The 26,190-nt window shown below is 61.6% G+C and carries 18 protein-coding genes; 10 read left to right on the top strand and 8 right to left on the bottom strand.

All coding sequences use genetic code 11. The features are described from left to right. Nucleotides 1–28: 28 nt before the first annotated feature. A complete protein-coding gene (locus ACQZ6J_RS11230; RefSeq protein WP_449084022.1) occupies nucleotides 29–502 on the bottom strand; it encodes an Lrp/AsnC family transcriptional regulator in 474 nt (157 codons plus the stop codon). A 144-nt stretch (nucleotides 503–646) separates the two neighbouring features. Between ACQZ6J_RS11230 and ACQZ6J_RS11225 the strand changes: the two genes are divergently transcribed. Next, nucleotides 647–1,561 carry a DMT family transporter gene (locus ACQZ6J_RS11225; RefSeq protein ID WP_449084020.1) on the top strand — a complete coding sequence of 305 codons (915 nt, stop codon included), beginning with the start codon at nucleotides 647–649 and terminating at the stop codon, nucleotides 1,559–1,561. Between the two features lie 100 nt (nucleotides 1,562–1,661). Here ACQZ6J_RS11225 and ACQZ6J_RS11220 read toward each other — a convergent pair whose 3' ends face one another. Next, complete coding sequence (locus tag ACQZ6J_RS11220; RefSeq protein WP_449084018.1) at nucleotides 1,662–2,189, bottom strand: GNAT family N-acetyltransferase; 528 nt, start codon at nucleotides 2,187–2,189, stop codon at nucleotides 1,662–1,664. A gap of 6 nt (nucleotides 2,190–2,195) precedes the next feature. After that, entirely contained in the window at nucleotides 2,196–3,860 is a 1,665-nt protein-coding gene (locus ACQZ6J_RS11215) for a 4Fe-4S dicluster domain-containing protein (RefSeq protein WP_449084016.1), read from the bottom strand. 292 nt (nucleotides 3,861–4,152) lie between these two features. On the opposite strand from ACQZ6J_RS11215, the gene ACQZ6J_RS11210 reads away from it, so the two are divergent. The 7 genes from ACQZ6J_RS11210 to ACQZ6J_RS11180 all read left to right on the top strand — a co-directional run bounded on the left by ACQZ6J_RS11210 (nucleotide 4,153) and on the right by ACQZ6J_RS11180 (nucleotide 12,706). Beyond that, nucleotides 4,153–4,941, top strand: coding sequence for an SDR family oxidoreductase (locus ACQZ6J_RS11210; RefSeq protein ID WP_163991385.1), 789 nt, complete (start codon nucleotides 4,153–4,155; stop codon nucleotides 4,939–4,941). 411 nt (nucleotides 4,942–5,352) lie between these two features. After that, the gene (locus ACQZ6J_RS11205) at nucleotides 5,353–6,585 is read left to right on the top strand and encodes an efflux RND transporter periplasmic adaptor subunit (protein ID WP_163991387.1); all 1,233 of its coding nucleotides are present in this window, start codon (nucleotides 5,353–5,355) and stop codon (nucleotides 6,583–6,585) included. Next, entirely contained in the window at nucleotides 6,582–9,701 is a 3,120-nt protein-coding gene (locus ACQZ6J_RS11200) for an efflux RND transporter permease subunit (protein ID WP_163991389.1), read from the top strand. The genes ACQZ6J_RS11205 and ACQZ6J_RS11200 overlap by 4 nt, the downstream gene beginning before the upstream one ends. 230 nt (nucleotides 9,702–9,931) lie before the next feature. Next, the gene (locus ACQZ6J_RS11195; protein ID WP_163991391.1) at nucleotides 9,932–11,221 is read left to right on the top strand and encodes an Hsp70 family protein; all 1,290 of its coding nucleotides are present in this window, start codon (nucleotides 9,932–9,934) and stop codon (nucleotides 11,219–11,221) included. A 55-nt stretch (nucleotides 11,222–11,276) separates the two neighbouring features. After that, the gene (locus tag ACQZ6J_RS11190) at nucleotides 11,277–12,161 is read left to right on the top strand and encodes a uracil-DNA glycosylase (RefSeq protein ID WP_449084012.1); all 885 of its coding nucleotides are present in this window, start codon (nucleotides 11,277–11,279) and stop codon (nucleotides 12,159–12,161) included. 140 nt (nucleotides 12,162–12,301) lie between these two features. Next, nucleotides 12,302–12,493, top strand: coding sequence for a hypothetical protein (locus tag ACQZ6J_RS11185; RefSeq protein ID WP_163991396.1), 192 nt, complete (start codon nucleotides 12,302–12,304; stop codon nucleotides 12,491–12,493). Nucleotides 12,494–12,544: 51 nt separating this feature from the next. After that, nucleotides 12,545–12,706 carry a hypothetical protein gene (locus tag ACQZ6J_RS11180; protein WP_449084010.1) on the top strand — a complete coding sequence of 54 codons (162 nt, stop codon included), beginning with the start codon at nucleotides 12,545–12,547 and terminating at the stop codon, nucleotides 12,704–12,706. An 83-nt stretch (nucleotides 12,707–12,789) separates the two neighbouring features. Here the strand turns inward: ACQZ6J_RS11180 and ACQZ6J_RS11175 are convergent, their stop codons facing one another. Then, nucleotides 12,790–13,662: a hypothetical protein gene (locus ACQZ6J_RS11175; RefSeq protein WP_163991398.1), complete on the bottom strand. Its 873-nt coding sequence runs from the start codon at nucleotides 13,660–13,662 to the stop codon at nucleotides 12,790–12,792. 472 nt (nucleotides 13,663–14,134) lie between these two features. Between ACQZ6J_RS11175 and pepN the strand changes: the two genes are divergently transcribed. Both pepN and ACQZ6J_RS11165 read left to right on the top strand, forming a co-directional pair. Further along, nucleotides 14,135–16,783, top strand: a complete 2,649-nt coding sequence (gene pepN, locus ACQZ6J_RS11170; protein ID WP_449084008.1) for an aminopeptidase N — start codon at nucleotides 14,135–14,137, stop codon at nucleotides 16,781–16,783. 229 nt (nucleotides 16,784–17,012) lie between these two features. After that, nucleotides 17,013–19,328, top strand: a complete 2,316-nt coding sequence (locus ACQZ6J_RS11165; protein WP_163991402.1) for a PAS domain-containing sensor histidine kinase — start codon at nucleotides 17,013–17,015, stop codon at nucleotides 19,326–19,328. On the opposite strand, the gene ACQZ6J_RS11160 is transcribed toward ACQZ6J_RS11165, so the two are convergent. The 4 genes from ACQZ6J_RS11160 to ACQZ6J_RS11145 form a co-directional block, all read right to left on the bottom strand. Further along, nucleotides 19,329–22,289, bottom strand: coding sequence for a bifunctional [glutamine synthetase] adenylyltransferase/[glutamine synthetase]-adenylyl-L-tyrosine phosphorylase (locus ACQZ6J_RS11160; protein ID WP_449084005.1), 2,961 nt, complete (start codon nucleotides 22,287–22,289; stop codon nucleotides 19,329–19,331). Between the two features lie 40 nt (nucleotides 22,290–22,329). After that, nucleotides 22,330–23,745, bottom strand: coding sequence for a sensor histidine kinase (locus ACQZ6J_RS11155; RefSeq protein ID WP_163991406.1), 1,416 nt, complete (start codon nucleotides 23,743–23,745; stop codon nucleotides 22,330–22,332). Further along, nucleotides 23,742–24,500, bottom strand: coding sequence for a response regulator transcription factor (locus ACQZ6J_RS11150; RefSeq protein WP_163991408.1), 759 nt, complete (start codon nucleotides 24,498–24,500; stop codon nucleotides 23,742–23,744). The genes ACQZ6J_RS11155 and ACQZ6J_RS11150 overlap by 4 nt, the downstream gene beginning before the upstream one ends. Nucleotides 24,501–24,604: 104 nt before the next feature. Next, nucleotides 24,605–26,158 (bottom strand): Do family serine endopeptidase, encoded by a 1,554-nt coding sequence (locus tag ACQZ6J_RS11145; protein WP_163991410.1) that lies wholly within the window; start codon nucleotides 26,156–26,158, stop codon nucleotides 24,605–24,607. Between the last annotated feature and the right edge of the window lie 32 nt (nucleotides 26,159–26,190).

Here is a 26,190-nt window from a genome sequence, read left to right as displayed (position 1 = left end):
GACGAAGGGGCCGGCAACGGCCCCTTTTTCATTCCGGGGTAGGCAATTTCAGCGCGCCGTTGGTTTTCAGGGTGCGGATAGCGAAGTTCGAGCGCATGTCGACCACGCCGGGAAGGACCAGAAGCTTCTCCGACATCACCTTTTCATAGGCGGCAAGATCCTCCACCACGACCTCCGCCAGGAAATCTGCGGTTCCCGAGATCAGGTGGCAGGCGATGATCTCCGGAATGGCAAGCAGCGCGGCCTGCTGTGCCTCGGAATTCTCCTTCGTATGATGACCGACCTTGAGCTCCACGAAGACCGTGAGGCCCAGCCCGGCCTCCTTCCGGTCGATATCGGCTCGATAGCCGCGCAGCAGCCCCGATTTTTCCAGATTGCGAATGCGCCGCAGGCAGGGCGACGGCGAGAGATTCACGCGCTCGGCGATCTCGACATTGGTGGCGCGCGCGTCCTCCTGCAGGCAGTTGAGGATCGCAATATCGAATTTATCCAGTTTTGGCATCTTCAGCAAGCTCAATTGGCAATATTGGCAGATTATTGCTCATAGCATGATTTTCGAGCCATAACTAGCAAGGACATGCCTCGGCCTTTGGCGCTATCTTTTCCTCATTCAAAAATAAACAGGATAGTTGGAAAGGATATGTCGATGACCGCTTTGTCTCTCTCCACCCGCAAGGCAACACCCACCGCGATCGGCTATGCAGGCGCTATCGTCACCGTATTGATCTGGGCAAACTGGATTCTCGCCACGCGTCACACCGCCGAGACGCAGATGACCACGATCGATCTCGGCCTCATCCGCTATGGCGTGCCGGCACTGGTATTGGCCCCGGTCTGGTGGCGGACCGGCCTGCTGCCGAAGGGCGTGTCGCTGAAACTGCTGGCGCTGATGGTCTGCGGCTCGGGCGCCCTCTTCTTCCAGCTGACCACCTTCGCCATTCAGTTCACGCCCGCCTCGGCGGCCGGCATTCTGCTCGGCGGCTCCATGCCGCTGGCAACCGCGCTGATCGGCGTGCTGCTGTTTCGCGAGCGGCTGGATGTGACCCGCTGGCTCGGCCTCGGCGGCATCGTCGCTGGCGTCGTCATCCTGCTGGTCCGCAGCCTCTACGGCGTGCAGATCTCCTGGGCCGGCTTTACGCTGCTGCCGCTCGCCGCCCTGCTCTGGGCAAGCTACACCCACGCTTTCCGCCGCTCGGGCCTGAGCGCCGTGCAATCCAGCGCCATCATCGCCGTCTGGTCGTTCCTGATCCACCTCGGACTGGTCGCCGTCTTCGGCAGCTCGCTGACTTCGGTGCCGCTGCCGGAAATCGGTCTGCAGATCGTCAGCCAGGGCCTGCTGTCCGGCCTTGCCGCCACCCTCGCCTATGGTCTTGCCGTCCAGGCTCTGGGCGGCACGCAGGCCGCAGCCTTCACCGCCATCACGCCCGTTCTCGCCACCATCGGCGGCGGCTTCCTGCTCGGTGAGGAAATCGGCATGGCCGGCATTGCGGCAGCGATCGTAACGGGTGCCGGCGTCGCCCTCTCGACCGGCCTGCTCGCCCGGAAGCCTGCCCGGCATTAGTTCCATCTCGCAGATATATGGCACGCCCGTCAGCTTGAGCGGTTCGCGAAAACGTCGAACCGCTCAAGCTATTTATTTTCATGCAGTCGACGTGAAAAACTTAGAATCGAAGCGCCATGGCCACGCGTCTGGCCGGATCGGCACCGTGGGCAACCTCGTTCTCCAGGATCTGCGTCAGAACGGCCGACCGTTCCTCGTCCCCCAGGATGCGAAACCCCACCGAGGTATAGAAGGGTGCGTTGAAGGCCACCTGCCGGTCTGTCGTCAAAGTGACGCCTGCGGCACCTTGCGTTTTCGCCGCTGTAATCACAGCTTCCATCAGCCGCCGTCCGACGCCTTGTTTCTGCCGGCGCCTGATGACATCGATTTCGGCGATGTGAACCGAGCCGTCCTTGCGTATGCCCGCCAGGAAGCCGAACGGCTGATCCTCGCCGTCGACGGCAACGAATAGCAACCGCTCCGCCAGAGATTGTTGCAGGACGTCGAGAGGCAGCGATGTCGGCTCGCAAGCGACAGCGCCGGCCTCATGCAGAGCCCAGAACGCATCGATCTCAATCGCGGCGAGCAGATGCAGTTCATCGGCCCTGGCCGAACGGATCGTCCAGGCGCCTTGTTCGATCTCGGTCATTCCATCTCACATATTCGGATAGACTGGTCCCTCGCCACCCTGCGGTGGGACCCAGTTGATGTTCTGGTTGGGGTCCTTAATGTCGCAGGTCTTGCAGTGGACGCAATTCTGGGCGTTGATGACGTAGGTCTCCTTGCCGTCCTTCTCTACCCATTCGTAGACGCCGGCCGGACAGTAGCGCGTCGACGGGCCGGCAAAGACATCGTGCTCCGACGAGACCTGCAGCGCCATGTCCCTGACATGCAGATGCACCGGCTGGTCCTCCTCGTGATTGGTGTTCGACAGGAACACCGAGGACAGGCGGTCGAAGGTCAGCACGCCATCCGGCTTCGGATAGTCGATCTTCTGATGCCGGGCGGCCGGTTCCAGGCTCTGCGCATCGGTCTTGCCGTGCTTCAGCGTGCCGAAGAAGGAAAAGCCGAACAGCTGGTTCGTCCACATGTCGAGGCCGCCGAGCGCCACGCCGACCGCCGTGCCGAACCGCGACCACAGCGGCTTGACGTTTCTGACGCGCTTCAGGTCCTTGCCGATGTCGCTCTGGCGCCATTCGTTCTCGATCTCGATCACCTCGTCATTGCCGCGGCCGGCGGCGATCGCCTCGGCGATCCTGTCGGCCGCCAGCATGCCCGACAGCACCGCATTGTGGCTGCCCTTGATGCGGGGAACGTTGACGAAGCCGGCCGAGCAGCCGATCAGCGCGCCGCCCGGGAAGGTCAGCTTCGGCACCGACTGATATCCGCCCTCGGTGATGGCGCGGGCGCCATAGGAGAGGCGCTTGCCGCCCTCGAAGGTGCCGCGGATCGCCGGATGCGTCTTGAAGCGCTGGAACTCCTCGAAGGGATAGAGATAGGGGTTCTTGTAGTTGAGGTGCACGACGAAGCCGACGGCGACCAGATTGTCCTCCAGATGGTAGAGGAACGAGCCGCCGCCCGTCTTCATGCCCAAAGGCCAGCCGAAGGAGTGCTGCACGAGGCCCTTCTTGTGGTTCTCGCGCTTGACTTCCCAGAGCTCCTTGATGCCGATGCCGAACTTCGGCACGTCGCTGTCGCGCGCCAGATCGAACTTCGCAATCAGCTGCTTGGCAAGCGAGCCGCGCACGCCCTCGCCGATCAGCACATACTTGCCGAGCAGCGCCATGCCGCGCGTGTAGTTCGGGCCGGGCTCGCCGTTCTTCTCGATGCCCATGTCGCCGGTGGCGACGCCGATGACGGCGCCCTCGTCATTATAGAGCACTTCGCTCGCGGCAAAGCCGGGATAGATCTCGACGCCCAGCGCCTCGGCCTTCTCGGCCAGCCAGCGACAGACATTGCCGAGCGAGACGATATAGTTGCCGTGATTGTTCATCAGCGGCGGCATGAGGACGTTCGGCAGGCGCACGGAGCCGGCAGGCCCCAGGAACAGGAAGTGATCCGAGGTCACCTTGGTCTTGAACGGGTGATCCTCCTCGTCGCGCCAGTCCGGCAGCAGGCGGTCGATGCCGATCGGATCGACGACGGCGCCCGACAGGATGTGCGCGCCGACCTCCGCCCCCTTCTCGAGCACGACAACAGTCAGATCCGCATTGATCTGCTTCAGCCGGATCGCAGCCGACAGGCCCGCAGGACCCGCACCCACAATCACGACGTCGAATTCCATGCTCTCCCGCTCCGGCAACTCGATCGCGTCAGTCATTCACTCTCTCCGCTTGGCCGGCATCCCATGATATCGGATCGCAGCCTCATCCCCTTTGGGCGTCTTCCCCGTTTCGTTTATCTCTTGTCAAAATGGAAAGGGATTGTCGAGCCGGGAAGCGACAGGCAATCCCCAATTCGCTCACCGCATCAAACAAGTTAATTTACTCTTACGTTAACGTCAATATTCTGACGGCATCCGCGATCACCATGAGAGCATGACTTTCATAATTGCCCGATGGCGCTCTATAAATAGCGCTCAGGATTTTCGAACAGCATGAAAGGTGTTCAAGATGGATCTTCGTATTGGCGGAAAGCGTGCGCTGGTGCTCGCCTCGTCCAAGGGCCTCGGCCATGGAATCGCGGTGGCGCTGGCCCGCGAGGGCGTGAATGTTCTGCTCTGCGGCCGCAGCGGCGAACGGCTGGAAAGCAACTGCAAGACAATCAATGCCGAAGGCAAGGGCCGGGCCGACTGGATCTGGGCCGATCTCAACGACGAGAATTTCGTCGATGTCGTCAGCAAGGCCGCCATAGAAAAACTCGGGGGCATCGACATTCTCGTCAACAACAGCGGCGGACCGACGCCCGGAACGACGGAGGATATGACCGCCGACCGGCTGGAAATCTATTTTGTCTCCATGGTGGCGCGGATCATCGGCCTGACCAACGTCCTGCTGCCGGGCATGAAGGCGCAAGGCTGGGGGCGCATTCTCACCGTCGCCTCCTCCGGCGTCATCGAACCCATCCCGAACCTGGCGCTTTCCAACACGCTGCGTCCCGCCCTTGCCGGCTGGAGCAAGACCTTGGCAAGCGAAGTGGCGGCCCACGGCATCACGGTCAACATGCTCTTGCCGGGCAGCATCGCGACCGATCGATTGGCCGAACTCGATTCGGCCACGGCCAAACGTGGCGGCAGAAGCCTGGAAGATGTCAGCGCGGAGCGTCAGCAACGCATTCCTGCCGGCCGCTACGGCCGCGTCGAGGAGTTTGGGGCGACGGCCGCCTTTCTCTGCAGCGAACCGGCAAGCTATGTGACGGGCACGATGGTTCGCTGTGACGGCGGAGCGGCACGCTCTCTCTAAAAGGCGCGGGCCCTTCAAAACAGGGCCCGACAACACATTTGCGTGAGCAGTCACAGCATCCGCTATAAGCGTTGCGATGCATCTTCTGACTATAAAAGCCGCATAAGGCTTTTCGATCACCCGATTATTACATAACGGCAATCAAAAAATAGCCATTTAGCTTTCTGCTGCAGTGCAAAAGCGGGGGCAATGCGAAAGCTTTCCAAGCTTTAATTTTTCGTCCCGCCGAACTGTGATAAATTGCACTGGATCAGCGTTCATGAATTCACGTTATAGGGACAGAATTACCGAACGTTAGCGGTAACAGCGATGTGATGGATTGCGGCGAAACCCGTCTTTGTTGTGCGGCGCAATAAATACACCTCGATGTCATCGTGTTTCCCGCAACTTGCCTCGACCGGTTCTTTAAATATGAAAAAAATCTGGCTTCCCCTCGGCCTTCTCGTCGTCGCAGCCCTTCTAGTCTGGGGTTATCGCGATCGCATTCCCTTTCTTTCCTCATTCGTCGACCAGGCTTCCGCAGAAACCAAGGATGGCGGCAAGGCAGCGCAGGCCGGCAGCAAGCGTCAGGCTGGGCCGATCTCCGTGAAGACGGTTGCCGCCGTCAAAACCACGCTTCCCATGGATGTCTCCGCGACCGGATGGGTCGTGCCGATCGATTCAACGACGATCGCCGCACAGGAAGCTGGGCTGATCACGCAGATCGCGGTCAAAGATGGCGCAACGGTTAAATCCGGCGACCTGATCGCAAAGCTCGATCCGCGTACGGCACAGGCTGCCGTCAACAAGGACCAAGCGACCCTTACAAAAGACCAGGCAAACCTTGCTCAGGCGCAGACCGCGCTGACCCGCGCCAATAGCCTGCTCACGAGCAGCGCCGGCACTCAGGCGACCGCCGACGAAGCACGAGCGACCCGCGATGCCGCTGCCGCCACGCTCAGCGCGGACCAGGCACAGCTTGCCGCGGATCAGGTCCTGCTCGGAAACACCGACATACGGGCACCCTATGACGGACGGCTTGGCGATGTTCAATTGAGCCTGGGCGCTTATGTCAGCGCCGGCACGCCAATCGTGACGATAAGCAAATATAATCCGGCATACATCAAGTTCACCATGCAGGAAAACAACCTGCGCGAACTGCAGGAGCAGATGGCCGCAGGACCTGTCCAGGTCACCACCGTTCCCCGCTCCACACAGGGCAAGCCCCGCACCGGAACCATCACCTTCTACGACAACACGGTCGACCAGGCTTCCGGAACGATCGCCGTGAAGGCAACCTTCGAGAATGCCAACGGCGCCTTGTGGCCGGGACGCTCCGCGAACATCATGGTTCACTTTGCCGACAACGAGCAGCTTGTCGTCGTGCCGACCGTTGCCGTCAGCCCGGGGCCGGATGGCTACATCGCCTTCGTGGTCAAGGACAACAAGGTCAAGATCACGCCGGTGACGATTGCTCGCGCCAATGGCGGCCGCACGGCCGTCGCCACAGGCCTTTCGGTCGGCGATCATGTCGTTGTCGAAGGTCAATCGCAACTTAACGATGGCACAGAAATCAAGGAACAGTTTAGCGCCGATCCAAACGAGAAGGTGGCTTCGGCCGATGATGGAAAAACCGAAACCATCGCAGTTGGAGCGCAACAATGATCCCGACCTTCTGTATTCAGCGACCGGTCGCGACGACGCTTCTCGCCATCGGCGTAGTGCTTGCCGGTCTTGCCGGCTACCAGCTCATCCCCGTCGCGGCCGTGCCGCAGGTGGACTTCCCGACGATCAACGTCTCGGCTCAGTTGACGGGTGCCTCGCCACAGACAATGGCGACATCGGTCGCCACGCCGCTGATCAAGCAGTTCGAGACGATCCCCGGCATCAGCGAAATTTCCTCGACAAACTCGCTTGGCAATACCAGCATCGTGCTGCAGTTCAATCTCGACCGCAGCATCGATGCCGCCGCCGGTGACGTGCAGGCGGCGATCTCGACCGCGCAACGAAAACTTCCCAACAACCTGACCACCCCGCCGAGCTACAGGAAGACCAATCCAGCCGACGCGCCCGTCATGCTGATCGCCGTACAAAGCGACACGCTGCAGCGCAGCAAGCTCGATGATATCGCCGAGAACATCATCGCTCCGTCGATCTCGACACTGCCTGGCGTCGCCGAAGTGACCGTAAACGGCGCGCAGACCTACGCGGTGCGTATCGACGTCGATCCCAACAAGCTTCTGGATCGCGGCATCGGTATCGACACGGTCAATACAGCCGTTGTCAACGCCAACAACCAGGTCCCGGTCGGCACGTTGCAAGACGCAGCGCAGAGCATGACGATCAATGCGAATACGCAGCGCGTCAACGCCGACGAGTTTCGCACGCTTGTGATCGCCAATCCCAATGGCAATCCCATTCATCTCGGCGATGTCGCCGACGTTCAGGACAGCGTCGAAAACCAGAATATTGGCAGTTGGTATGATGGCCAGCGGGCGATCATCCTGGCTATCCAACGCCAGCCCGATGCCAATACCGTCGACGTCGTCGATGCCGTCAACAAGACACTGCCGAAGCTGCATGCCGAAATGCCGGCTTCCGTCAAAATGACCGTCATGAACGACTCGGCCCAGCCGATCCGCGAGGCCATCTCGGACGTCAAGTTTACCTTGCTGCTGACCATCGGCCTCGTCGTTCTCGTCATCTACCTGTTCACCGGCCACGTAACGGCAACGATTATCCCCGGTCTCGCCGTACCTCTTTCACTGATATCAACCTTCGGCATGATGTATGTGCTCGGCTACAGCGTCGACAACATCTCACTGCTCGGATTGACGATCGCGGTGGGCCTCGTGGTGGACGACGCGATCGTCATGCTGGAAAACATCCTGCGGCACATGGAAGAAGGCATGCCTGCGCTGCAGGCGGCCATCAAGGGCGCGGGCGAAGTCAGCTATACGATTATCTCCATGTCGATCTCGCTGATCGCCGTTTTCATCCCGATTCTGCTAATGGGCGGCGTCGTTGGCCGTATCTTCAACGAATTCGGCATGGTGGTGGCAATCGCCATCGTTTCGTCCGCCGTGGTCTCGCTGACCGTCACGCCGATGCTCGGTTCGCGTCTCTCCAACGCCCACAGCCATCCTCCCCTGCCGGTGCGCCTCTTCAACAAGGGCTTTAACTGGACCGAGGTGAACTACGGCAAGGGCGTGGAATGGTGTATTCGCCATCGCTACATCGTGCTTGGGAGCTTCCTTGGCTCGGTCGCGCTCTCGGGCTATCTCTTCCTGACCCTGCCAGCCAGCTTTTTCCCGCAGGAAGACATCGGCCGGCTGCAGATTTCAACGCGCGCCCGCCAGGACATTTCTTATCCGGCGATGCGTGACCTGCAGAATCAGGCCGCTGCCGCGATCAAGGCGAACCCTGCCGTGCAGCACGTCATGTCGGTTGTCGGCGCCAGCGCACGCCAGACACTCAACAACGGTACGATCTACGCTCAGCTGAAGGATAAGAAAGAGCGTCCGCCGCTCGACCAGACCTTGCGCGAAATGCGCGCCGCCGTCGCCAAGATCCCGGGCATTCAGGTCTTCATCAACCCACAGCAAAGCCTTCGCTTCGGCGGACGCCAGACCGCCAGCCAGTATCAGCTTATCATCCAGGCACTCAACGCTGATCTGACGAACCAGTGGGCCAACAAGATGCTGCAGGAGATGCGCAAGGATCCACGTTTCACCGACGTGACCACAGACGCGCAATACAATGCATTGCAGGCCAATATCGTCGTCGATACGGAGAAGGCCGCCGCCTATGGCATCAACAACAACCTGCTGCGCACCACGCTTGAAGAGGCCTTCAGCGACTACGCCGCCGCACAGATCCAGTCTACCGGCGACAGCTATGACGTGATCATCGAATATGATGCGAATCAGCCCTGGGACGACCAGAAGCTGTCGCGCATCCATGTCACGTCTTCGAAGGGCGACCAGGTTCCATTGTCGGCCTTCGCGCATATCGACCGCAACACCGGCCCGGTCACCATCAACCAGACCGGCCAGCTCGTCTCGACCACGGTATCCTTCAACCTGCCCGCCGGCGAAGCGCTCGGTGACGCCACCGCGCAGATCGACCAGATCAAGAAGGATATCAACATGCCGGCGGACGTCTTCACGTCCTACGGCGGCACGGCGCAGATCTTCCAGCAGTCGCAGGGCAGCACGCCTTACCTGATCCTGGCGGCGGTGCTGACGATCTATGTCGTTCTCGGTGTTCTCTACGAGAGCTTCATCCACCCGCTGACCATTCTGTCCGGCCTGCCGGCCGCCGCGCTCGGCGCCCTGCTCGCCCTGAAGGTCTTTGGCTTCGACCTGTCGATCATCGCTCTCATCGGCCTGCTGATGCTGATCGGTATCGTCAAAAAGAACGCGATCATGATGATCGACGTGGCGCTGGAAACGCTGCGCTCGAGTACGGGCATGTCGCCGCCGGAAGCGATCCACGAAGCCTGCGTACGCCGTTTCCGCCCGATCATGATGACGACCTTCTGCGCCCTGCTCGGTGCCCTGCCGATCGCCGTCGGCGGCGGAGCGAGCTCCGAGCTGCGCCAGCCGCTCGGCATAGCAGTCGTCGGCGGTCTGGTGGTGTCGCAGATCCTGACGCTGTTCATCACGCCGGTCATCTTCCTGGAAATGAACCGCCTGAACGATTTCCTCGGCCGGCTCGGCAAGCGGAAGGACGCGGATCCGCATCACAAGGAGCCGCCAGCGGCCATCGCTGCGGAATGAGATCGACGGGCGCCGAAAGGCGCCCGTTTCGCTTGTCGGGGACCGCAGCCCGCGTTCGGGGAAGGAATGCGGCCAGCGGATGCGGCGACAAACAAAATAAAGGCTTTGCCACGACTTGAACTTGAGGCTCAGCCATGTCATGACGCGCCCTCTTTGCGACAAGGCGCGTCTTGCGTCTCTCAGGGGGCTTGGCCCCAATCCAGACAATTTCGACGGAAAGGAGTGCGGGCATGGCTCGGGCGCTTGGTTTCGACTTCGGCACGACGAACACGGTCCTGGCGATGGCCGATGGACCTGCAACACAATCGGTCGCCTTCCACAGCGCGGCCGGCACGGCGGACAGCATGCGCACCGCGCTCTCCTTCATGAAGGATGCGGGGCTGGGCGCGACCGCGCTCAAGGTCGAGGCCGGTCATGCGGCGATCCGGCAGTTCATCGACAATCCCGGCGATTGTCGTTTCCTGCAGTCGATCAAGACCTTCGCGGCGAGCGCCCTCTTCCAGGGCACGCTGATCTTCGCCAAGCGCCACAGCTTCGAGGATCTGATGGAGATCTTCGTACGCCGCCTGCGCGCCTATGCCGGAGACGGCTGGCCGGCGGACGTCTCCCGCATCGTCACGGGGCGCCCCGTGCACTTTGCCGGCGCCAATCCCAATCCGGCACTTGCCACGGAGCGCTACAACGCCGCCCTCTCGCGGCTCGGCTTCCCGGAAATCCATTATGTCTACGAGCCGGTGGCGGCGGCCTTCTATTTCGCGCAGCATCTGAAGAAGGACGCGACCGTACTCGTGGCCGACTTCGGCGGCGGCACGACCGACTATTCGCTCATCCGCTTCGAAACCCAGGCCGGAAAGCTCTCCGCCACGCCCATCGGCCATTCCGGTGTCGGCATCGCCGGCGATCATTTCGACTTCCGGATGATCGACAACATCGTCTCTCCGGCCATCGGCAAGGGCAGCTTCTTCAAGAGCTTCGACAAGCTGCTGGAAGTGCCGACCTCCTACTACGCCAATTTCGGACGCTGGAACCAGCTTTCGATCTTCAAGACCTCGCGCGAATATGCCGACCTGAAGACACTGGTGCGCAGCAGCCTCGAGCCCGAGAAGCTGGAGACCTTCATCGAGCTGGTCGAGCATGACGAGGGCTACCCGCTCTATCAGGCCGTATCGGCGACGAAGATGGCGCTTTCGAGCGAGGAAGAGGCAGAATTCAACTTTCCTCCGCTCGGCAAGGCCGGTCGCAAGCAGGTGCGCCGCGCCGATTTCGAAACGTGGATCGCCGAGGATCTCGCTCGCATCGAGGGCGCTCTCGACGACGTGCTCACCACCACGAACACATCGCCCGATACGATCGACAAGGTGTTCCTGACAGGCGGCACATCCTTCGTGCCGGCCGTGCGGCGCATGTTCACCGAGCGCTTCGGTCAGGAGCGGATCGAGACCGGCGGCGAATTGCTGTCGATCGCCCACGGCCTTGCCCTTATCGGCGAGCGCGACGACATCGCCCAGTGGACGGCCTGAGATAGCCGACCACCCTGCCCTTTCGTTCCCGCTCCGCATTGGCTAGAGTTCAGCAATGATTTCCGCCAGCGACCTCACACCGGCCGAACTTGCCGCCCTTCTGCATTTCCATGCGGATGCCGGCGTCGATTGGTTGCTGGAAGAGCAGCCGGTGGATCGTTTCGCCGAGTTCGAGGCCATGCGCGCCGCGCGGCAAGGCTCGCGGGCGACGCAGCCACGGGCCGAAGCACCGCCGGCCGCGGCAAGACCGCAGCCTGAGCGTCGCCAGGCCGCAAAGCCGGCCGAGGCCCCTCCTGCGCCGCCGCGCGCCGCACCCGCCATTCCCGACGAGCAGGCCGTGGAGCAAGCACGATTCGCGGCCGAAAGCGCGCGGTCGCTCGCAGAGTTGAAAACTGCGATCGAAGCCTTCAACAGCTGCAATCTCAAGAACAGCGCCCGATCGACGATCTTTGCGAGCGGTACGCCGGAAGGCCGGGTCATGGTGATCGGCCCGATGCCGAGCGCCGACGACGATCGCGAGGGTGCACCGTTTGCCGGCCGTTCGGGACAATTGCTCGACCGAATGCTGGCCGCCATAGGCTTGCAGCGCGACGCGATCCTGCTCACCAATGTCATTCCGTGGCGTCCGCCCGGCAACCGGGCGCCATCCGCCCATGAAATCGAGATATGCCGCCCGTTCATAGAACGGCAGATCGCGCTCGCCGAGCCGAAGGCCGTGCTGCTGCTCGGCAACTTCACCGCGCGTCACTTTTTCGGAGGCGGCGAAACCATTCACGGATTGCGCGGACAGTGGCGGGAATTAAGCATTCTGGGCCGTACCGTACCGGCTATCGCCAGCCTGCATCCGCAGGAATTGCTAACCGCCCCGATCAACAAGCGACTGGCCTGGAATGATCTTCTGGCCTTCAAGAATTATATCACCGCCGAAATATTAGGCTGATTTTCTTAGTCATTAACGAAAAATGACACTAGCCATGCGTTCTTCGCATGGCAGTCCTCTTTTACTGTGCATTGCAAAATCCATGCTGCATCGCAATATATGGAGGTGTCTTGGGAGGAATCTCTAAAGGAACCAAGGCCATGACTGCACGTTTTCGTCCTATTCACTGCGGGTTTGATACCCTGCGCCGCGCCATCGAGCCCGTGCGCGCCACAAGCGGACATCGCAACCTCGGCATCGCTGCCAACGAGCAGATGATTGCACGAGGCACCGGCGTTTCAGCTCGCGTCGGCCGCCCCACGACCTTCTTTGCCGATTTCCGCGTCTGCTGACCGGCAGGACGCGGAAATCCAGCGTCGCATTTGATTATCAGGAACCACATCATGTCTTCGGGTTTGCGCTCGCTCATCGCGCTGTTTGATTCGGTCGGCCATATCGGCTCCGCGGTACGGGCCGCCGAGGAATTCGAACGTGCGCGCAACTTCCGCAAGGGCGACTGCCCCGACACAAACGCGGCAAGGGCGACGGCAAGCATCCCGCTTTGAGATATGAGAGGCGGAATTGCACCGCCCTGTCGCGCGCTTTCCGGAGACGGGGCCCGCACATCTTGCCCCTCCCCTGCGGATAGCTAGTTCGGATCGCCACGATCCTCGTTGGACTGCGCCCAGGAAAAAGCCTCATCGACTGCCGCGAGCTTTATGGCCTGCCATCCGCAATATTGATCCAGAAAATCACGCGATACCCACATGCGCGTCTTCCGGGCTTCGTCGTGCCATCCGATGTCTCCGCGCTCGGCCGACTTGCGCAGGAGACGCTGCAGATGGGTTCGCGATATCATGAAATGCGTGGCCAGCGCCCGCGCGTCAAAGCGGCCGATATCGATTCGATCGCCGCCTTCTCCGGCAAGGTCCAGCTTCGACATGATATGATCGACGACGAGGCCGCCGGCCTCGGTCCAAAGAAACAGGCCGACGCATTCGGGCGGATCGCGCCAGACGTCGGTTGCAAGGCAATTGCGCGCCATGCGCGGCTGTGCCAGATCCATCAGCATCGGCGAGGCAACGAGAGCGGCTGCGCGGCCGCCACCGTCGAGCAAATCGATGGCAGCCAGATTGGCGAGATACCAGCCGAACATCGCCGTGTAGCTGACTTCGGTCGGCACGTAGCGGCGCGGACGTCGGACGGGCCCCGGAGCCAGCTCCAGGAAACGATAGGTCAGCAGCTCCTCTATGAAGCTCAACACGGTATTGCGGCTGGCGATACGATGGTGGGTAATGACGTCCCGCAGCGCGACCACGGTAAGCCCCGAGCCCGGGACCGCCGAATCGTATTCAAGATGAAGTGCATAGGCTGTCTGCGTCAGAAGCCAACGTTGATGCGAGGCGAGCATGCGCGCAATCCTCGGACCGCTATCGTAGCGATTGCGCAATGCCTCGGAGAGAAAGCGCAATGACGGCACGAACTTGGGATGGCGAGCAAGTTGCTCGATAGAAAAGCTCAATCGGGCCTCCTTGGGGTGCCCTTCTCAATCTACGACAAAAAGATGATGTTTCATTTTTGTGAACAAATTCACCGGAATCGATCATAATTCCGATACCTAATAGCATGCTATAGGTATGCAAGAGCGCTTATATCGCAAGAGGTTAAACAAATAATTTACTTTAAGTTACTGCTCCGGCGACAGTGGAATATTGATGATACACCTGAACGCTATGGTAGCAATTGCGCCGACAGTTTGCAAATTCAGGCAGAAAGCGGCTTATAACCAGTCAATATCCATTCAATAATTATCCTCGACCGGGCGACGACGGCGGAGCGCAAAGCGAATACTTATTGTGCCATAACAAAACATGTCGATGCCGCGACATGACTTTAACTTTGGTTCAGATTTCGATGTAATGATGCGGCCAGTTTCAGTCCGGAGGAGGGCTTCGGACCGTGCCCGCCATAGCATAGCCTGATCAGGATAGACCATGCGAACAGATACCGGCCAGATCGTCAATCTGGCAGACTACCGTGCTACCAACTTCGTTCTGGAACGCGTGGACCTTACATTCGATCTGCATCCGACCGAGACGAAGGTGGAAGCACGGCTGATCTTTCATCGGCGGGAAGGCACGGATCCAAAGGCGCCGCTCGTGCTGGACGGCGATGAGCTGGTGCTGTCCGGGCTGCTGCTCGACCAGGTCGAACTCCCCGCCGCGCAATATGATGCAACTCCCGAAAGCCTGACCGTCCGTGACCTGCCGGACGCTGCGCCCTTCGAGCTGACGATCACGACCGTCATCAATCCGGAGGCCAACACGCAGCTGATGGGCCTCTATCGCACCGGTGGCATCTATTGCACGCAATGCGAAGCCGAGGGTTTCCGCCGCATCACCTATTTCCCCGACCGACCGGACGTTCTCGCGCCCTATACGGTCAACATCATCGCCGATAAGGCGGCAAACCCGCTGCTGCTGTCGAACGGCAATTTCCTCGGCGGCGCCGGTTATGGCGAAGGCAAGCATTTCGCGGCCTGGTTCGATCCGCATCCGAAGCCGAGCTACCTCTTCGCGCTTGTCGCCGGCGACCTCGGCGTAGTCGAAGATACATTTACGACCGCATCCGGCCGCGAAGTCGCGTTGAAGATCTATGTCGAGCACGGCAAGGAGCCGCGCGCCGCCTATGCCATGGACGCGCTGAAGCGTTCGATGAAGTGGGACGAAGAACGGTTCGGGCGCGAATACGATCTCGACATCTTCATGATCGTCGCCGTGTCGGACTTCAACATGGGGGCGATGGAGAACAAGGGTCTCAACGTCTTCAACGACAAATATGTGCTGGCCGACCCGGAGACGGCGACCGACGCCGATTACGCCAATATCGAAGCGATCATCGCGCACGAATATTTCCACAACTGGACAGGCAATCGCATCACCTGCCGCGACTGGTTTCAGCTCTGCCTCAAGGAAGGTCTGACCGTCTATCGCGATCACGAGTTTTCCGCCGACCAGCGCTCGCGCCCGGTCAAGCGCATTGCCGAAGTCCGGCACCTGAAATCGGAACAGTTTCCGGAGGACAGCGGGCCCCTCGCCCACCCGGTTCGCCCGACGAAATACCGGGAAATCAACAACTTCTACACGACAACAGTCTATGAGAAGGGCAGCGAAGTCACCCGCATGATCGCGACGCTGCTCGGCCGCGATCTGTTCAAGACGGGCATGGACCTCTATTTCGACCGGCATGACGGACAGGCTGTCACAATCGAAGATTTCGTCAGATGCTTCGAGGATGTCAGCGGCCGCGACCTTGCGCAATTTTCGCTGTGGTACCACCAGGCCGGTACGCCCCTCGTAACCGCCTCGGGCGCATATGACGCCGACGGCAAGACATTCACGCTATCGCTCGAGCAGATGGTACCGGCAACACCGGGCCAGACGGTCAAAAAGCCGATGCACATTCCGCTGCGCATGGGCTTGCTCGCCGAAGACGGTTCCGCGATCGTTCCTGCGTCCGTGACCGGGGCGGAACTCACCGGCGATGTATTGCACCTGACGGAGAAGGCGCAGACGGTAACCTTCCACGGCATTTCCTCGCGGCCGGTTCTGTCTCTCAATCGCAGCTTCTCGACGCCGATCAACCTGCAATTCAGCCAGAGCGCGCACGATCTCGCACTGATCGCCCGCTACGAGACCGATCATTTCGCCCGCTGGCAGGCACTGATCGACCTTGGCCTGCCCAATCTGCTGCAGGCGGCGCGCGATGCGCGCCAGGGCCTCGATATCAAATGCGATTCCGCCTTCATCGACGCGTTGCTCGCAGCTGCGGCCGACGAAAGCCTGGAACCGGCATTCCGGGCTCAGGCGCTCGCCCTCCCGAGCGAATCCGACATCGCTCGCGAGCTTGGCGGCAATAACGACCCAGACGCCATCCATGCCGCGCGCCAGACGATCATCAAGCGGGTCGCGGAGGCTGGAAAGGATGTGTTTGCTGCGCTCTACGACAGCATGCAGACACCTGGCCCGTTCACCCCGGATGCGGCAAGCGCCGGCCGGCGCGCATTGCGCAACGCGGCGCTCAGCTACCTCTCTCAGCTGGACGAGGCGCCGGCGAGAGCGAAGGCAGCCTATGACGCCGCCAACAACATGACCGATCTCAGCGCCGCACTCACCATCCTCGCTCAGCGGTTCCCGGATACGGCCGGGACGGCAGCCGCACTTGCGCACTTCCGCGACCGCTTCGCGGACAATGCGCTCGTCATCGACAAATGGCTCGCCATTCAGGCTGCTATCCCCGGCGCAGGCGCACTGGAGCGCATCCGGCTACTGATGGAAACGCCCCTGTTCAAGCGCACCAATCCGAACCGCGTACGGTCGCTCGTCGGCACTTTCGCCTTCGCGAACCCGACCGGTTTCGGCCGGGCAGACGGCGCCGGATACAATTTCCTGGCCGACGAGATCCTGGAAATCGACCAGCGCAACCCGCAGCTTGCGGCCCGCATCCTGACGTCGATGCGCTCCTGGCGCCTGCTGGAGCCGGTGCGCGCCGATCATGCCCGTTCGGCACTGATGCGCATAGAGCGCGCAAGCGGCCTTTCGACCGACGTGCGCGACATCGTGGACCGCATTCTCAAGGAGTGATTCCGGTCGCTCCGCATGACGATTTAAAAGGCCGATGTGCATCGGCCTTTTCATCTTCAGCGAGTCCCGAATTCGCGCAACTTACCGCTGCGTGTGCAAATCATGCTGAAATCGCAGATGGTTAAGAAAGTTTTACCTCACCCTCTGGACAAGCCGAATCGCGAATGATTCATTAAGGCAGATTCGGGCGAGCGGCGCAGCGAATCACACGAGGGACAAGGCTAAAGCGATGGTGGACGTGCGGCGGACAACCGCGGCCGATGGGCGGCTGCGTGTTAATTTCGACGGCCTGAAATCCTGGCATAGCGGCGTTGCTGATCGAACCGGAGTGCGGATGGAGACGATCTCCGGTCGTTTTCCGCAGACCGAACATATTCTCAAGCGCATCATTCCGGTCCTGATCGTTTCCTTCCTGATGGTCGTCGCCGCCTCGCACTTCTTCGGCATGGTCACGGAACATAGTCGCATGGCGGCCTCGGCTCGTCGCTCGACCTCGCTTTCCATCGCTGCCGCAGCCGCCGCATTTTCGAACGATGCCAGCCTGTTCCAGGCCGGCGACCGCGGTGGCGCGGAACGGAAACTGGCCTCCTACCTGCCACAGGATCGGCTGGACACCGGCGCTTTCGTGCTGCTCGTGCAGTCGAGCGGGCGCGTGTTCGGCTCATCCGCCGCCGGCTCCGCCTATATCGGCATGTTGGTCTCCGACTTCTTTCCCGAAGTGTCGGCCATCCGCAATTTCGGCGACCAGGCCGGCGTGATCGAAACCATGATCGGCGGCGAGCCCTATTATGCGGCGATTTCCCTGATCGGCGACAAGGGCGATTTCATTCTGTCGGCCGCCTCGATGGACCAGATCGACAAGCTCTGGCGTGACGAGCTGACGCTCAACGTCACGCTCTTTGCCGGCATTTCCTCCATCCTGCTCGTCATCCTCTATGCCTATTACACCCAAGTAAAACGGGCTCGAGACGCGGACGAGATCTTCCTCGAATCCAACCTGCGGGTCGAGACGGCGCTGTCGCGCGGCCGCTGCGGCCTCTGGGATTTCGATTTCACCAGCCGGAAGTTCTTCTGGTCGCGGTCGATGTACGACATGCTGGGCTTGCCGGCCGCCGACAAGCCGCTCGCCTTTACGGATGCGGCGCGGCTGATGCACCCGGATGACAACAGCCTGCACATGCTCGCCCGCGCCGTCACCCGCGGCAATGCCGGCCAGGTGGATCAGATCCTGCGCATCCGCCATGCCAAGGGGCACTATGTCTGGATGCGCGCCCGCGCCCAGGTTATCCGCGCTCACTCGGGCCGCGTACACATGATCGGCATCGCCATGGACGTGACCGAGCAGCATCGGCTGGCGCAGCGTTATGCCGAAGCCGACCAGAGGCTCGCGGACGCCATCGAATGCACCTCCGAAGCCTTCGTGCTATGGGACAAGAACGACCGGCTGGTCATGTGCAACGCGCACTTCCAGCAAGCCTACGGTCTGCCCGACAATGTGCTCGTGCCGGGCACCGAACGCGCCGTCGTCAATGCCGCGGCGGCGAGACCGGTCATCGAACGGCGTATCGTCGATCCCGGCCGTATCAGCCATTCGCAGACGACCGAAGTGCAGCTTGCCGACGAGCGCTGGCTGCAGATCAACGAACGCCGCACCCGCGACGGCGGCCTCGTTTCCGTCGGTACGGACATCACGCAGCTGAAGCGCAATCAGGAGCGCCTTCGCGAATCCGAGCGCCGGCTGATGGCGACGATCAACGATCTTTCCGCCTCGCGGCAAATTCTCGAACGGCAGAAAGCCGAGCTTTCGACCGCCAACACCAACTATCTCGCGGAAAAAGAGCGCGCCGAAGCGGCCAACAGGGCGAAATCGGAATTCCTCGCCAACATGTCGCACGAGCTGCGCACGCCGCTCAACGCCATTCTCGGCTTCTCGGAGATCCTGCACGATCAGATGTTCGGACCGCTCGGCTCGGCCCGCTACAACGAATATGCGAAGGACATCCACGACAGCGGCAAGCACCTGCTCAACGTCATCAACGACATTCTCGACATGTCGAAGATCGAAGCGGGGCACATGAAGCTCTCCTGCGAGCGGATCAATCTGGCGCCGCTCATCGAGGAATGCCTGCGCTTCACCCGCATTCCCGCCGCGCAGAAGAACATTCTCGTCGAGCAGAACATTTGCTCCGACATCAAGCTCAACGCCGACCGGCGGGCGATGAAGCAGATCGTGCTCAACCTGCTTTCCAACGCCGTGAAGTTCACCAATGACGGCGGCCGCATCGCCGTCCGCACACGCAAGGTCGAGGATGCGGTGATGCTCGTCATCGCCGATACCGGCATCGGCATTCCGAAATCCGCCCTCGGCAAGATCGGCCAGCCCTTCGAACAGGTGCAGAGCCAATATGCGAAAAGCAAGGGCGGCTCCGGCCTCGGGCTTGCCATCTCGCGGTCGCTGACTGCGCTGCATCACGGCCGCATGCGTATCCGCTCCCGGGAGGGCGTCGGCACGGTCATCGCGATCCGCATCCCGGATCAGCGCTGATCAGTTTCCGACCGTCGCCTGGAATATCTTGCGCACCGCCTTCGACAAGCGCTTCAGTTCTGCTTCAAGCGTGCGGATATCCGGGCAGTCGCCGGCGCGGCAGACGAGCTCGATCAGCCCCGAGGGCGCATTTTGCGGATCGAACGAACCGTCGATGCAGAGCCGAATGAGCTGCGACAGCTCCGTATAGAGATGCAGGGCCTCCAGGCAGACGTCCAAGTCGTTGCGGTCCATCAGGCTGCCGCCGAGCAGTTTCAGCGCTTCCGCCGTGCTGAGCCCGTTCGCGTCGATGCCGACACCGCGCTCCGGCGCGATCAGCCGCAAATATTGCGCGATGAATTCGATGTCGATCAGCCCGCCGGGAATAAGCTTCAGGTCCCATATGTTTTCGGGCGGCTTTTCCTGTTCGATCAGGCCGCGCATCTCGCGAACGTCCTTGGCGATCTTGGCAACGTCCCTCTTTGCCGAGAGAACCTCGCCGATGACGCGCTCGGCATCGTTCACCAGCTCCTCGTCGCCGCCGATCAGCCGCGCCCGCGAGAGCGCCATGTGCTCCCAGGTCCAGGCTTCGGTGCGTTGGTATTTCTCGAAGGCGTTGATGCGGGTGGCGACAGGCCCCTTGTTGCCCGAGGGGCGCAGGCGCATGTCCACCTCGTAGAGGATACCCTCGGCCGTCGGGGCAGAGAGGGCGGCAATCAGGCGCTGGGTAATCCGCGTGAAATAACGCGTCGCATCGAGCGGTTTCGGGCCATCGGATTCGCCGGCCGTATCGTCGTAATCGTAGAGCAGGATGATATCGATATCCGATCCCGCCGTCAGCTCGAAGCTGCCGAGCTTGCCCATGCCGACGACGGCGACGCGGCCGCCGGGATATTCGCCATGGGCCGAGCGGATTTCCTTCATCACCGCGTCCAGCGCCGCCTCGACGATCAGATCGGCGAGATAGGTGAAGGCGCGGGCGGCCATCTGGCCGCCGATCGCGCCCGTCAGCAGGCGAATGCCGATCAGGAAACGCTGCTCGGATGCGAAGATGCGCAGGCGGTCCAGCACCTCTTCGTAATGCCTTGCAGGCGCCAGGAAGCTCCTGATGCGCTCCGCCAGATAGTCGCGCGTCGGCAGTTCGGCCATGAGGCCCGGATCCAGCATGCCGTCGAAGACATGCGGCTTGGCTGCGATGATCTCGGCAAGACGCGGCGCCGAAGACATGATGTTGACGATGAGGGAGAGCAGCGCCGGGTTCGTGCCGAGCAGCGAGAACAGCTGAATGCCCGCCGGCAGGCCGGAGATGAAGCTGTCGAAGCGCAGCAGCGCCTCATCCGCACGCTTGCTCTCGCCGAAGACCCGCAACAGCTCCGGCGTCAATTCCGTCAGCCGCTCGCGTGCCTCCACCGATTGCGTGGCGCGATATCGTCCGTAGTGCCAGGTGCGGATGACGTTGGCGATGTCGGACGGCCTTTCGAAGCCCAGGCGGCGCAACGTCTCCAGCGTATCGGGGTCGTCGCCCTGACCGGTGAAGACCAGATTGCCCGTTTCGGACGACAGTTTCGTCTCCTGCTCGAAAAGGCGCGCATAGCGGCGCTCGACGGCCCTCAACGTCGTCACCAGCGCCTCAGAGAAAGCCGATACATCGGCAAAACCCATCAGGAAGGCGATACGCCGGAGTTCCACATCCGTTTCCGGAAGCAGATGCGTCTGCTCGTCGCGCACCATCTGGATGCGATGTTCGACATCGCGCAGGAACCAGTAGGCGGATGTCAGCTCGTCGCGCGTTTCGGCGTCGATCCACTTCGCATCCGTCAATTCGGCAAGCGTCCGCTCCGTCGACCGGCTGCGTAGCGCGGGCATACGGCCGCCGGCGATCAGCTGCTGGGTCTGCACGAAAAACTCGATCTCGCGAATGCCGCCGCGGCCAAGCTTGACGTTGTGACCCTTGACCGCGATCGCACCGTGCCCCTTGTGCACATGGATCTGACGCTTGATGGAATGGATATCGGCGATCGCGGCGTAGTCCAGATATTTGCGGAAGACGAAGGGCACGAGATCGCGGATGAAGGCCTGACCGGCGGCAAGATCGCCGCCGACGGCTCGCGCCTTGATGAAGGCGGCCCGCTCCCAGTTCTGGCCCCTGCCCTCATAATAGATCATCGCGGCATCGACCGGGATCGCAAGCGGCGTCGAGCCGGGATCGGGACGCAGGCGCAGGTCGGTGCGGAAGACATAGCCATCCGCGGTGCGCTCCTGCAGGATGCGCACCAGCCGCCGCATCAGCCGCGGAAAGATGTCGATGGCGTCATCCGGATCGGGGACAATGCCCGCCGTCTCGTCGAAGAAGACGACCAGGTCGATATCGGAGGAATAGTTCAGCTCCTCGGCGCCGAGCTTGCCCATGCCCAGCACGATCAGCCCCGATTTCTCGCTTGGGACGGCCGGATCGGGAACGGAAATCTTGCCAGCTTCGTGCGACGACAGCAGCAGATGGTCGATCGCCGCGGAAATCGAGGCTTCCGCAAGCTTGCTCAGCCAGCGGGTCGTCGTCTTGCCGTCATAAATTCGGGCAAGGTCGGCAAGCGCAACGAGAAAGGCGGCACGGCGCTTGGCGATGCGCAGACGGCTCATCACCTCGGATTCCGATGGCGAGGGATTCCCTTCCTCCGCCGGCAGCCATGCGCGTCGAGCGTCTTCGACCAGCGCTTCTATCTGCGGCGACAACGGCTTCTCGATGGCGGCAACGAGCAGCGGTGGTTCGAGATTGGCGATGTCGCACAAATGGGGGGACAAGGTCAGCGCCGCGACAATGAAATCCCGCAGCGCGCTTTCGCCAGCCAGCAGATTGGCGACGGCGGGTTCGCTCCCGCCGATCTGCTTGAGGTCGGCCAGCGCGGACTTCGTCTCCGTCTGGTTCAACGGCCGCAATCGCCCGGACGGAACATCCCGCAGCCAATCGCTTTGCGTCGTCGTCATGCAGTTCTCCCCAACAGCAAGCGGATACTGCAGGATTAACCTATTGTTTCTGCATGGGGAAGATCATGGTGACCGTTAATCCCTTGGCGTCGGGACTTTCAGGATCGGTATGGGAAAGCTCCAGCCGGCCGCCATGCAGCTCCATGACGGCCTCCACCAGCGAGAGGCCAAGGCCGGTTCCCGGCTTCGAGCGGCTTTCATCCAGACGGAAGAAACGCTTGACCACGTCGGCGCGCTGATGGGCGGGAATACCGGGGCCATGGTCGGCCACGGCGAGCGTGACCGCATCATGGGTGCGCGCCAGCTTGAATTTGATCGTCTGCTCGCCGTTGCAGCCCGTCGCGTATTTGAGAGCATTGTCGATGAGGTTGAAGAGGGCCTGGCCGATCAGTTCGCGATTGCCCTGCACCTCGACATCGGGTTCGATGTCGGCCGTCAGCGCCAGTCCCACTTCTTCTGCGACCGGCTCATAGAGCTCGGCCGTGTCGGCGACGATGGACGAAAGATCGACACCGGTCATCTCGGCGGCCACCGATCCCGCCTCGACCCGCGAAATCATCAGGAGTGCATTGAAGGTGCGGATCAGCTGGTCGGATTCGCCGATGATGCCCTCGAGCGCGGTACGGCGACCCTCGCTGTCAGCATTGTCGAGCGCATCGGCGGCCTTGTTGCGCAGGCGTGTCAGCGGCGTCTTCAGGTCGTGCGCGATGTTGTCGGAAACCTGCCGAAGCCCTTCGTTCAGCTTCTCGATGCGCCCCAGCATGGCGTTCAGCGACGCCGACATGCGGTCGAATTCGTCGCCGGAGCCGCCGACAGGCAGGCGCTGCGAGAGGTCGCCGGCCATGATCTTGCGGCTGGCGGCCGTCATGCGGTCGATGCGCTTCAACGCATTGCGGCCGATGCCGAACCAGATGACCAGTGCGCCAAGACCCATGATCGCCAGAGCCAGCATCAGCGCCTGGCGCACCAGCACACGAAAACGCTCCGGCTCGCCAAGGTCGCGGCCGATCAGGATGCGCAGACCGTTGTCGAGTATGAAGATATTGGCGATCGCCAGATGCTGGCGCTCCGGATCATTGGAGGCATCCGTATAGCGTTCATATATAAACGGCAGCTCCGTCCAGCCTGCCTGGCCGAGCACGCCGGGCTGCACCGACGCGACGTTGCCGGCAAGGATATCGCCCGAGGGACCGGCAATGACATAGAGATTGGCGCCCGGCTGACGCGCGCGACGCTCCATCGTGCGCAGAAGCAGGTTCAGCCCGCCGATGTCGTAGGCGCGCTTGACCTGATTGACCTCCTGCTGGACGGCATCGCGGATCTGCCCCGTCAGCAGCCGTTCGGACATGGCCGTGACGTAGAAAACCAGCGTCGCGGCACAAAGCGCAAAAAGAAGGATGTAGAGGGCGGAAAGGCGGACTGCTGTGGACTTGAAGAGGACGCGAAAGCGACTCATCCCTCGTCCTTGATCATGTATCCGGCGCCGCGGATGGTCTTCAGCAGCGGCTGGCTGAAATCCTTCTCGATCTTGGAGCGCAGCCGCGAAACGTGGACGTCGATGACGTTCGTCTGCGGATCGAAATGATAGTCCCAGACATTTTCCAGCAGCATGGTGCGCGTCACCACCTGGCCGGCATTCTTCATCAGATATTCCAGCAGGCGGAATTCGCGCGGCTGCAGCAGGATTTCCTTGCCGCCGCGGCGAACCTCATGCGAAAGCCGGTCCAGCTCCAGATCGCCGACGCGATAAAGGACATCCTGTTCCGGCGTGCCCTTGCGGCGGCCGAGCACTTCGACACGCGCCAGCAATTCGCTGAAGGCGTAGGGTTTCGGCAGATAATCGTCGCCGCCGGCGCGCAGGCCCGTGACGCGATCGTCAACCTGGCCGAGCGCGGAAAGGATCAGAACCGGCGTATGCACGCCCTTGCGGCGAAGCTCGCTGATGACGGAGAGCCCATCGCGGCGGGGCAGCATGCGGTCTATGATGGCGACATCGTAGGCGTTCTCCGTGGCCATGAAGAGACCGCTCTCCCCGTCGCTCGCGTGGTCGGCAATGATGCCGGCTTCACGAAACGCCTTGGTGAGGTAAGCCGCCGCCTCGAGATCGTCTTCGATAATCAGAATCTTCATGTGGGCGACACTACCTGTCGAGGGTGCATCGGCACAACCAGAATCGGCGGAATTCACGGCATGTTGGCCAGCGGTTGTCATCTTTCACCTGCCTTGGAGCCAGTCAATTTTGACGTCTTTCAAAAGGGAAGCCGCACAAGCCGTGGCCTGCGCGGCTTCCCGAAGCACTCTATCGTCTGAAGAGATCAACCTGCATTGATCGGCAACGCGACGAAGCGGCTGCCATCACCGGACTGAATCTGGAACAGGGCGCGCGTGCGGCCGTCCTTCTTCGCCTGCTCGATGACCTTGGCGATGTCGCCGGCGTTCGAGACCTGCTGGTTGTTGACCGAAGTGATCTTCTCGCCTTCCTTCACGCCCTTGTCGGCGGCATCGGAATCGGGATCGACGGCGGTGATCGCAACACCCTTGCCATCGTCGGAGGGGCCGACGGTCAGGCCGAGATCGGCCAGAGCCTTTTCCGAGGACGGCTGCTGCGGCTGGTTCGGCTGCGAGTCGTCATCGGAGGCCTGGTTCTGATCGGCCGGCAGGCTGCCGAGTTCGACCGTGACCGATTGCGACTTGCCGGCACGCCACAGCGAGACCTCGACCTTGGAGCCCGGCTGCATGGCACCGATGCGACGAGCGAGATCGCGCGGATCCTTGACCGTATCGCCGTTGACGGCCGTGACGACGTCGCCGTTCTTGATGCCGGCCTTCTGGCCCGGAGAGCCATCCTGCGGAGAAACGACCAACGCGCCGCTCGCTTCGGAAAGGCCGAGGGATTCGGCGATATCCTTGGTGACGGGCTGGATCTGTACGCCGAGCCAGCCGCGCGAGACGGTGCCGGTCTTGATCAGGTCGGTAACGACATCCTTGGCGGTCGTTGCCGGAATTGCAAACGCGATGCCGACGCTGCCGCCCGACTGCGAGAAGATGGCGGTATTGATGCCCACCACCTGGCCGTTGAGGTTGAAGGTCGGGCCACCGGAGTTGCCCTTGTTCACCGGCGCATCGATCTGGATGTAATCATCGTAGGGACCGGAATGGATATCGCGGCCGCGAGCCGACACGATACCCGCCGTCACGGTGCCGCCAAGGCCGAAGGGGTTGCCGACGGCAACGACCCAATCGCCGACGCGGACCTTGGCGTCATCGGCCCAGTCGACATAGGTGAACTTCTTGCCCTTGCCGTCGACCTTCAGTACGGCGAGGTCGGTACGGGAATCCTTGCCGACAAGCTTGGCGTCAAGCTCAGTGCCGTCGTTGAGAACGACGACGAAGGCAGCGCCGTCGGAAACGACGTGGTTGTTGGTGACGATGTAGCCATCTTCCGAGACGAAGAAGCCCGAGCCCTGGGCGACCGGGCGCAGGCGGCCCTTGTCGTCGGAATTCTTCTGCTGGTTCTGGCCATGCTGCGGGCCGCGACCCTGCTGCTGCTCGAACTGGCGGAAGAACTTCTTCAGGGGGTGATCGTCGGGAAGATCGTCAAAGCCGCGGCCGAGGCCAAAGGAGTCGTCATCATCGGCGACCGGATTCACTCGGGATTCGACACGAACGGAGACGACGGCCGGGGAAACGGCGTCCACCACGTTGGCGAAGCTCGGAACCTGCGGAGCCTGGACATTGACGGCATCGGCATAGGAACGGCTGACTTCGGCCGGAACACCCATGGCCAGGGCAGCGACAGCGAGGCCGGCGACGGCGGTAGCCTTCATAGCGGTGCTGCGAGACAGGGTGTCCTTGATATTCCTGAACATATGCGAGTTACCTTCTCTTTTCTCGTCGGATT

This window comes from Rhizobium sp. A37_96, from assembly GCF_053521765.1.
Note: the sequence above shows the minus strand (reverse complement) of the source record. Positions and strands in the feature narration are given on the sequence as shown.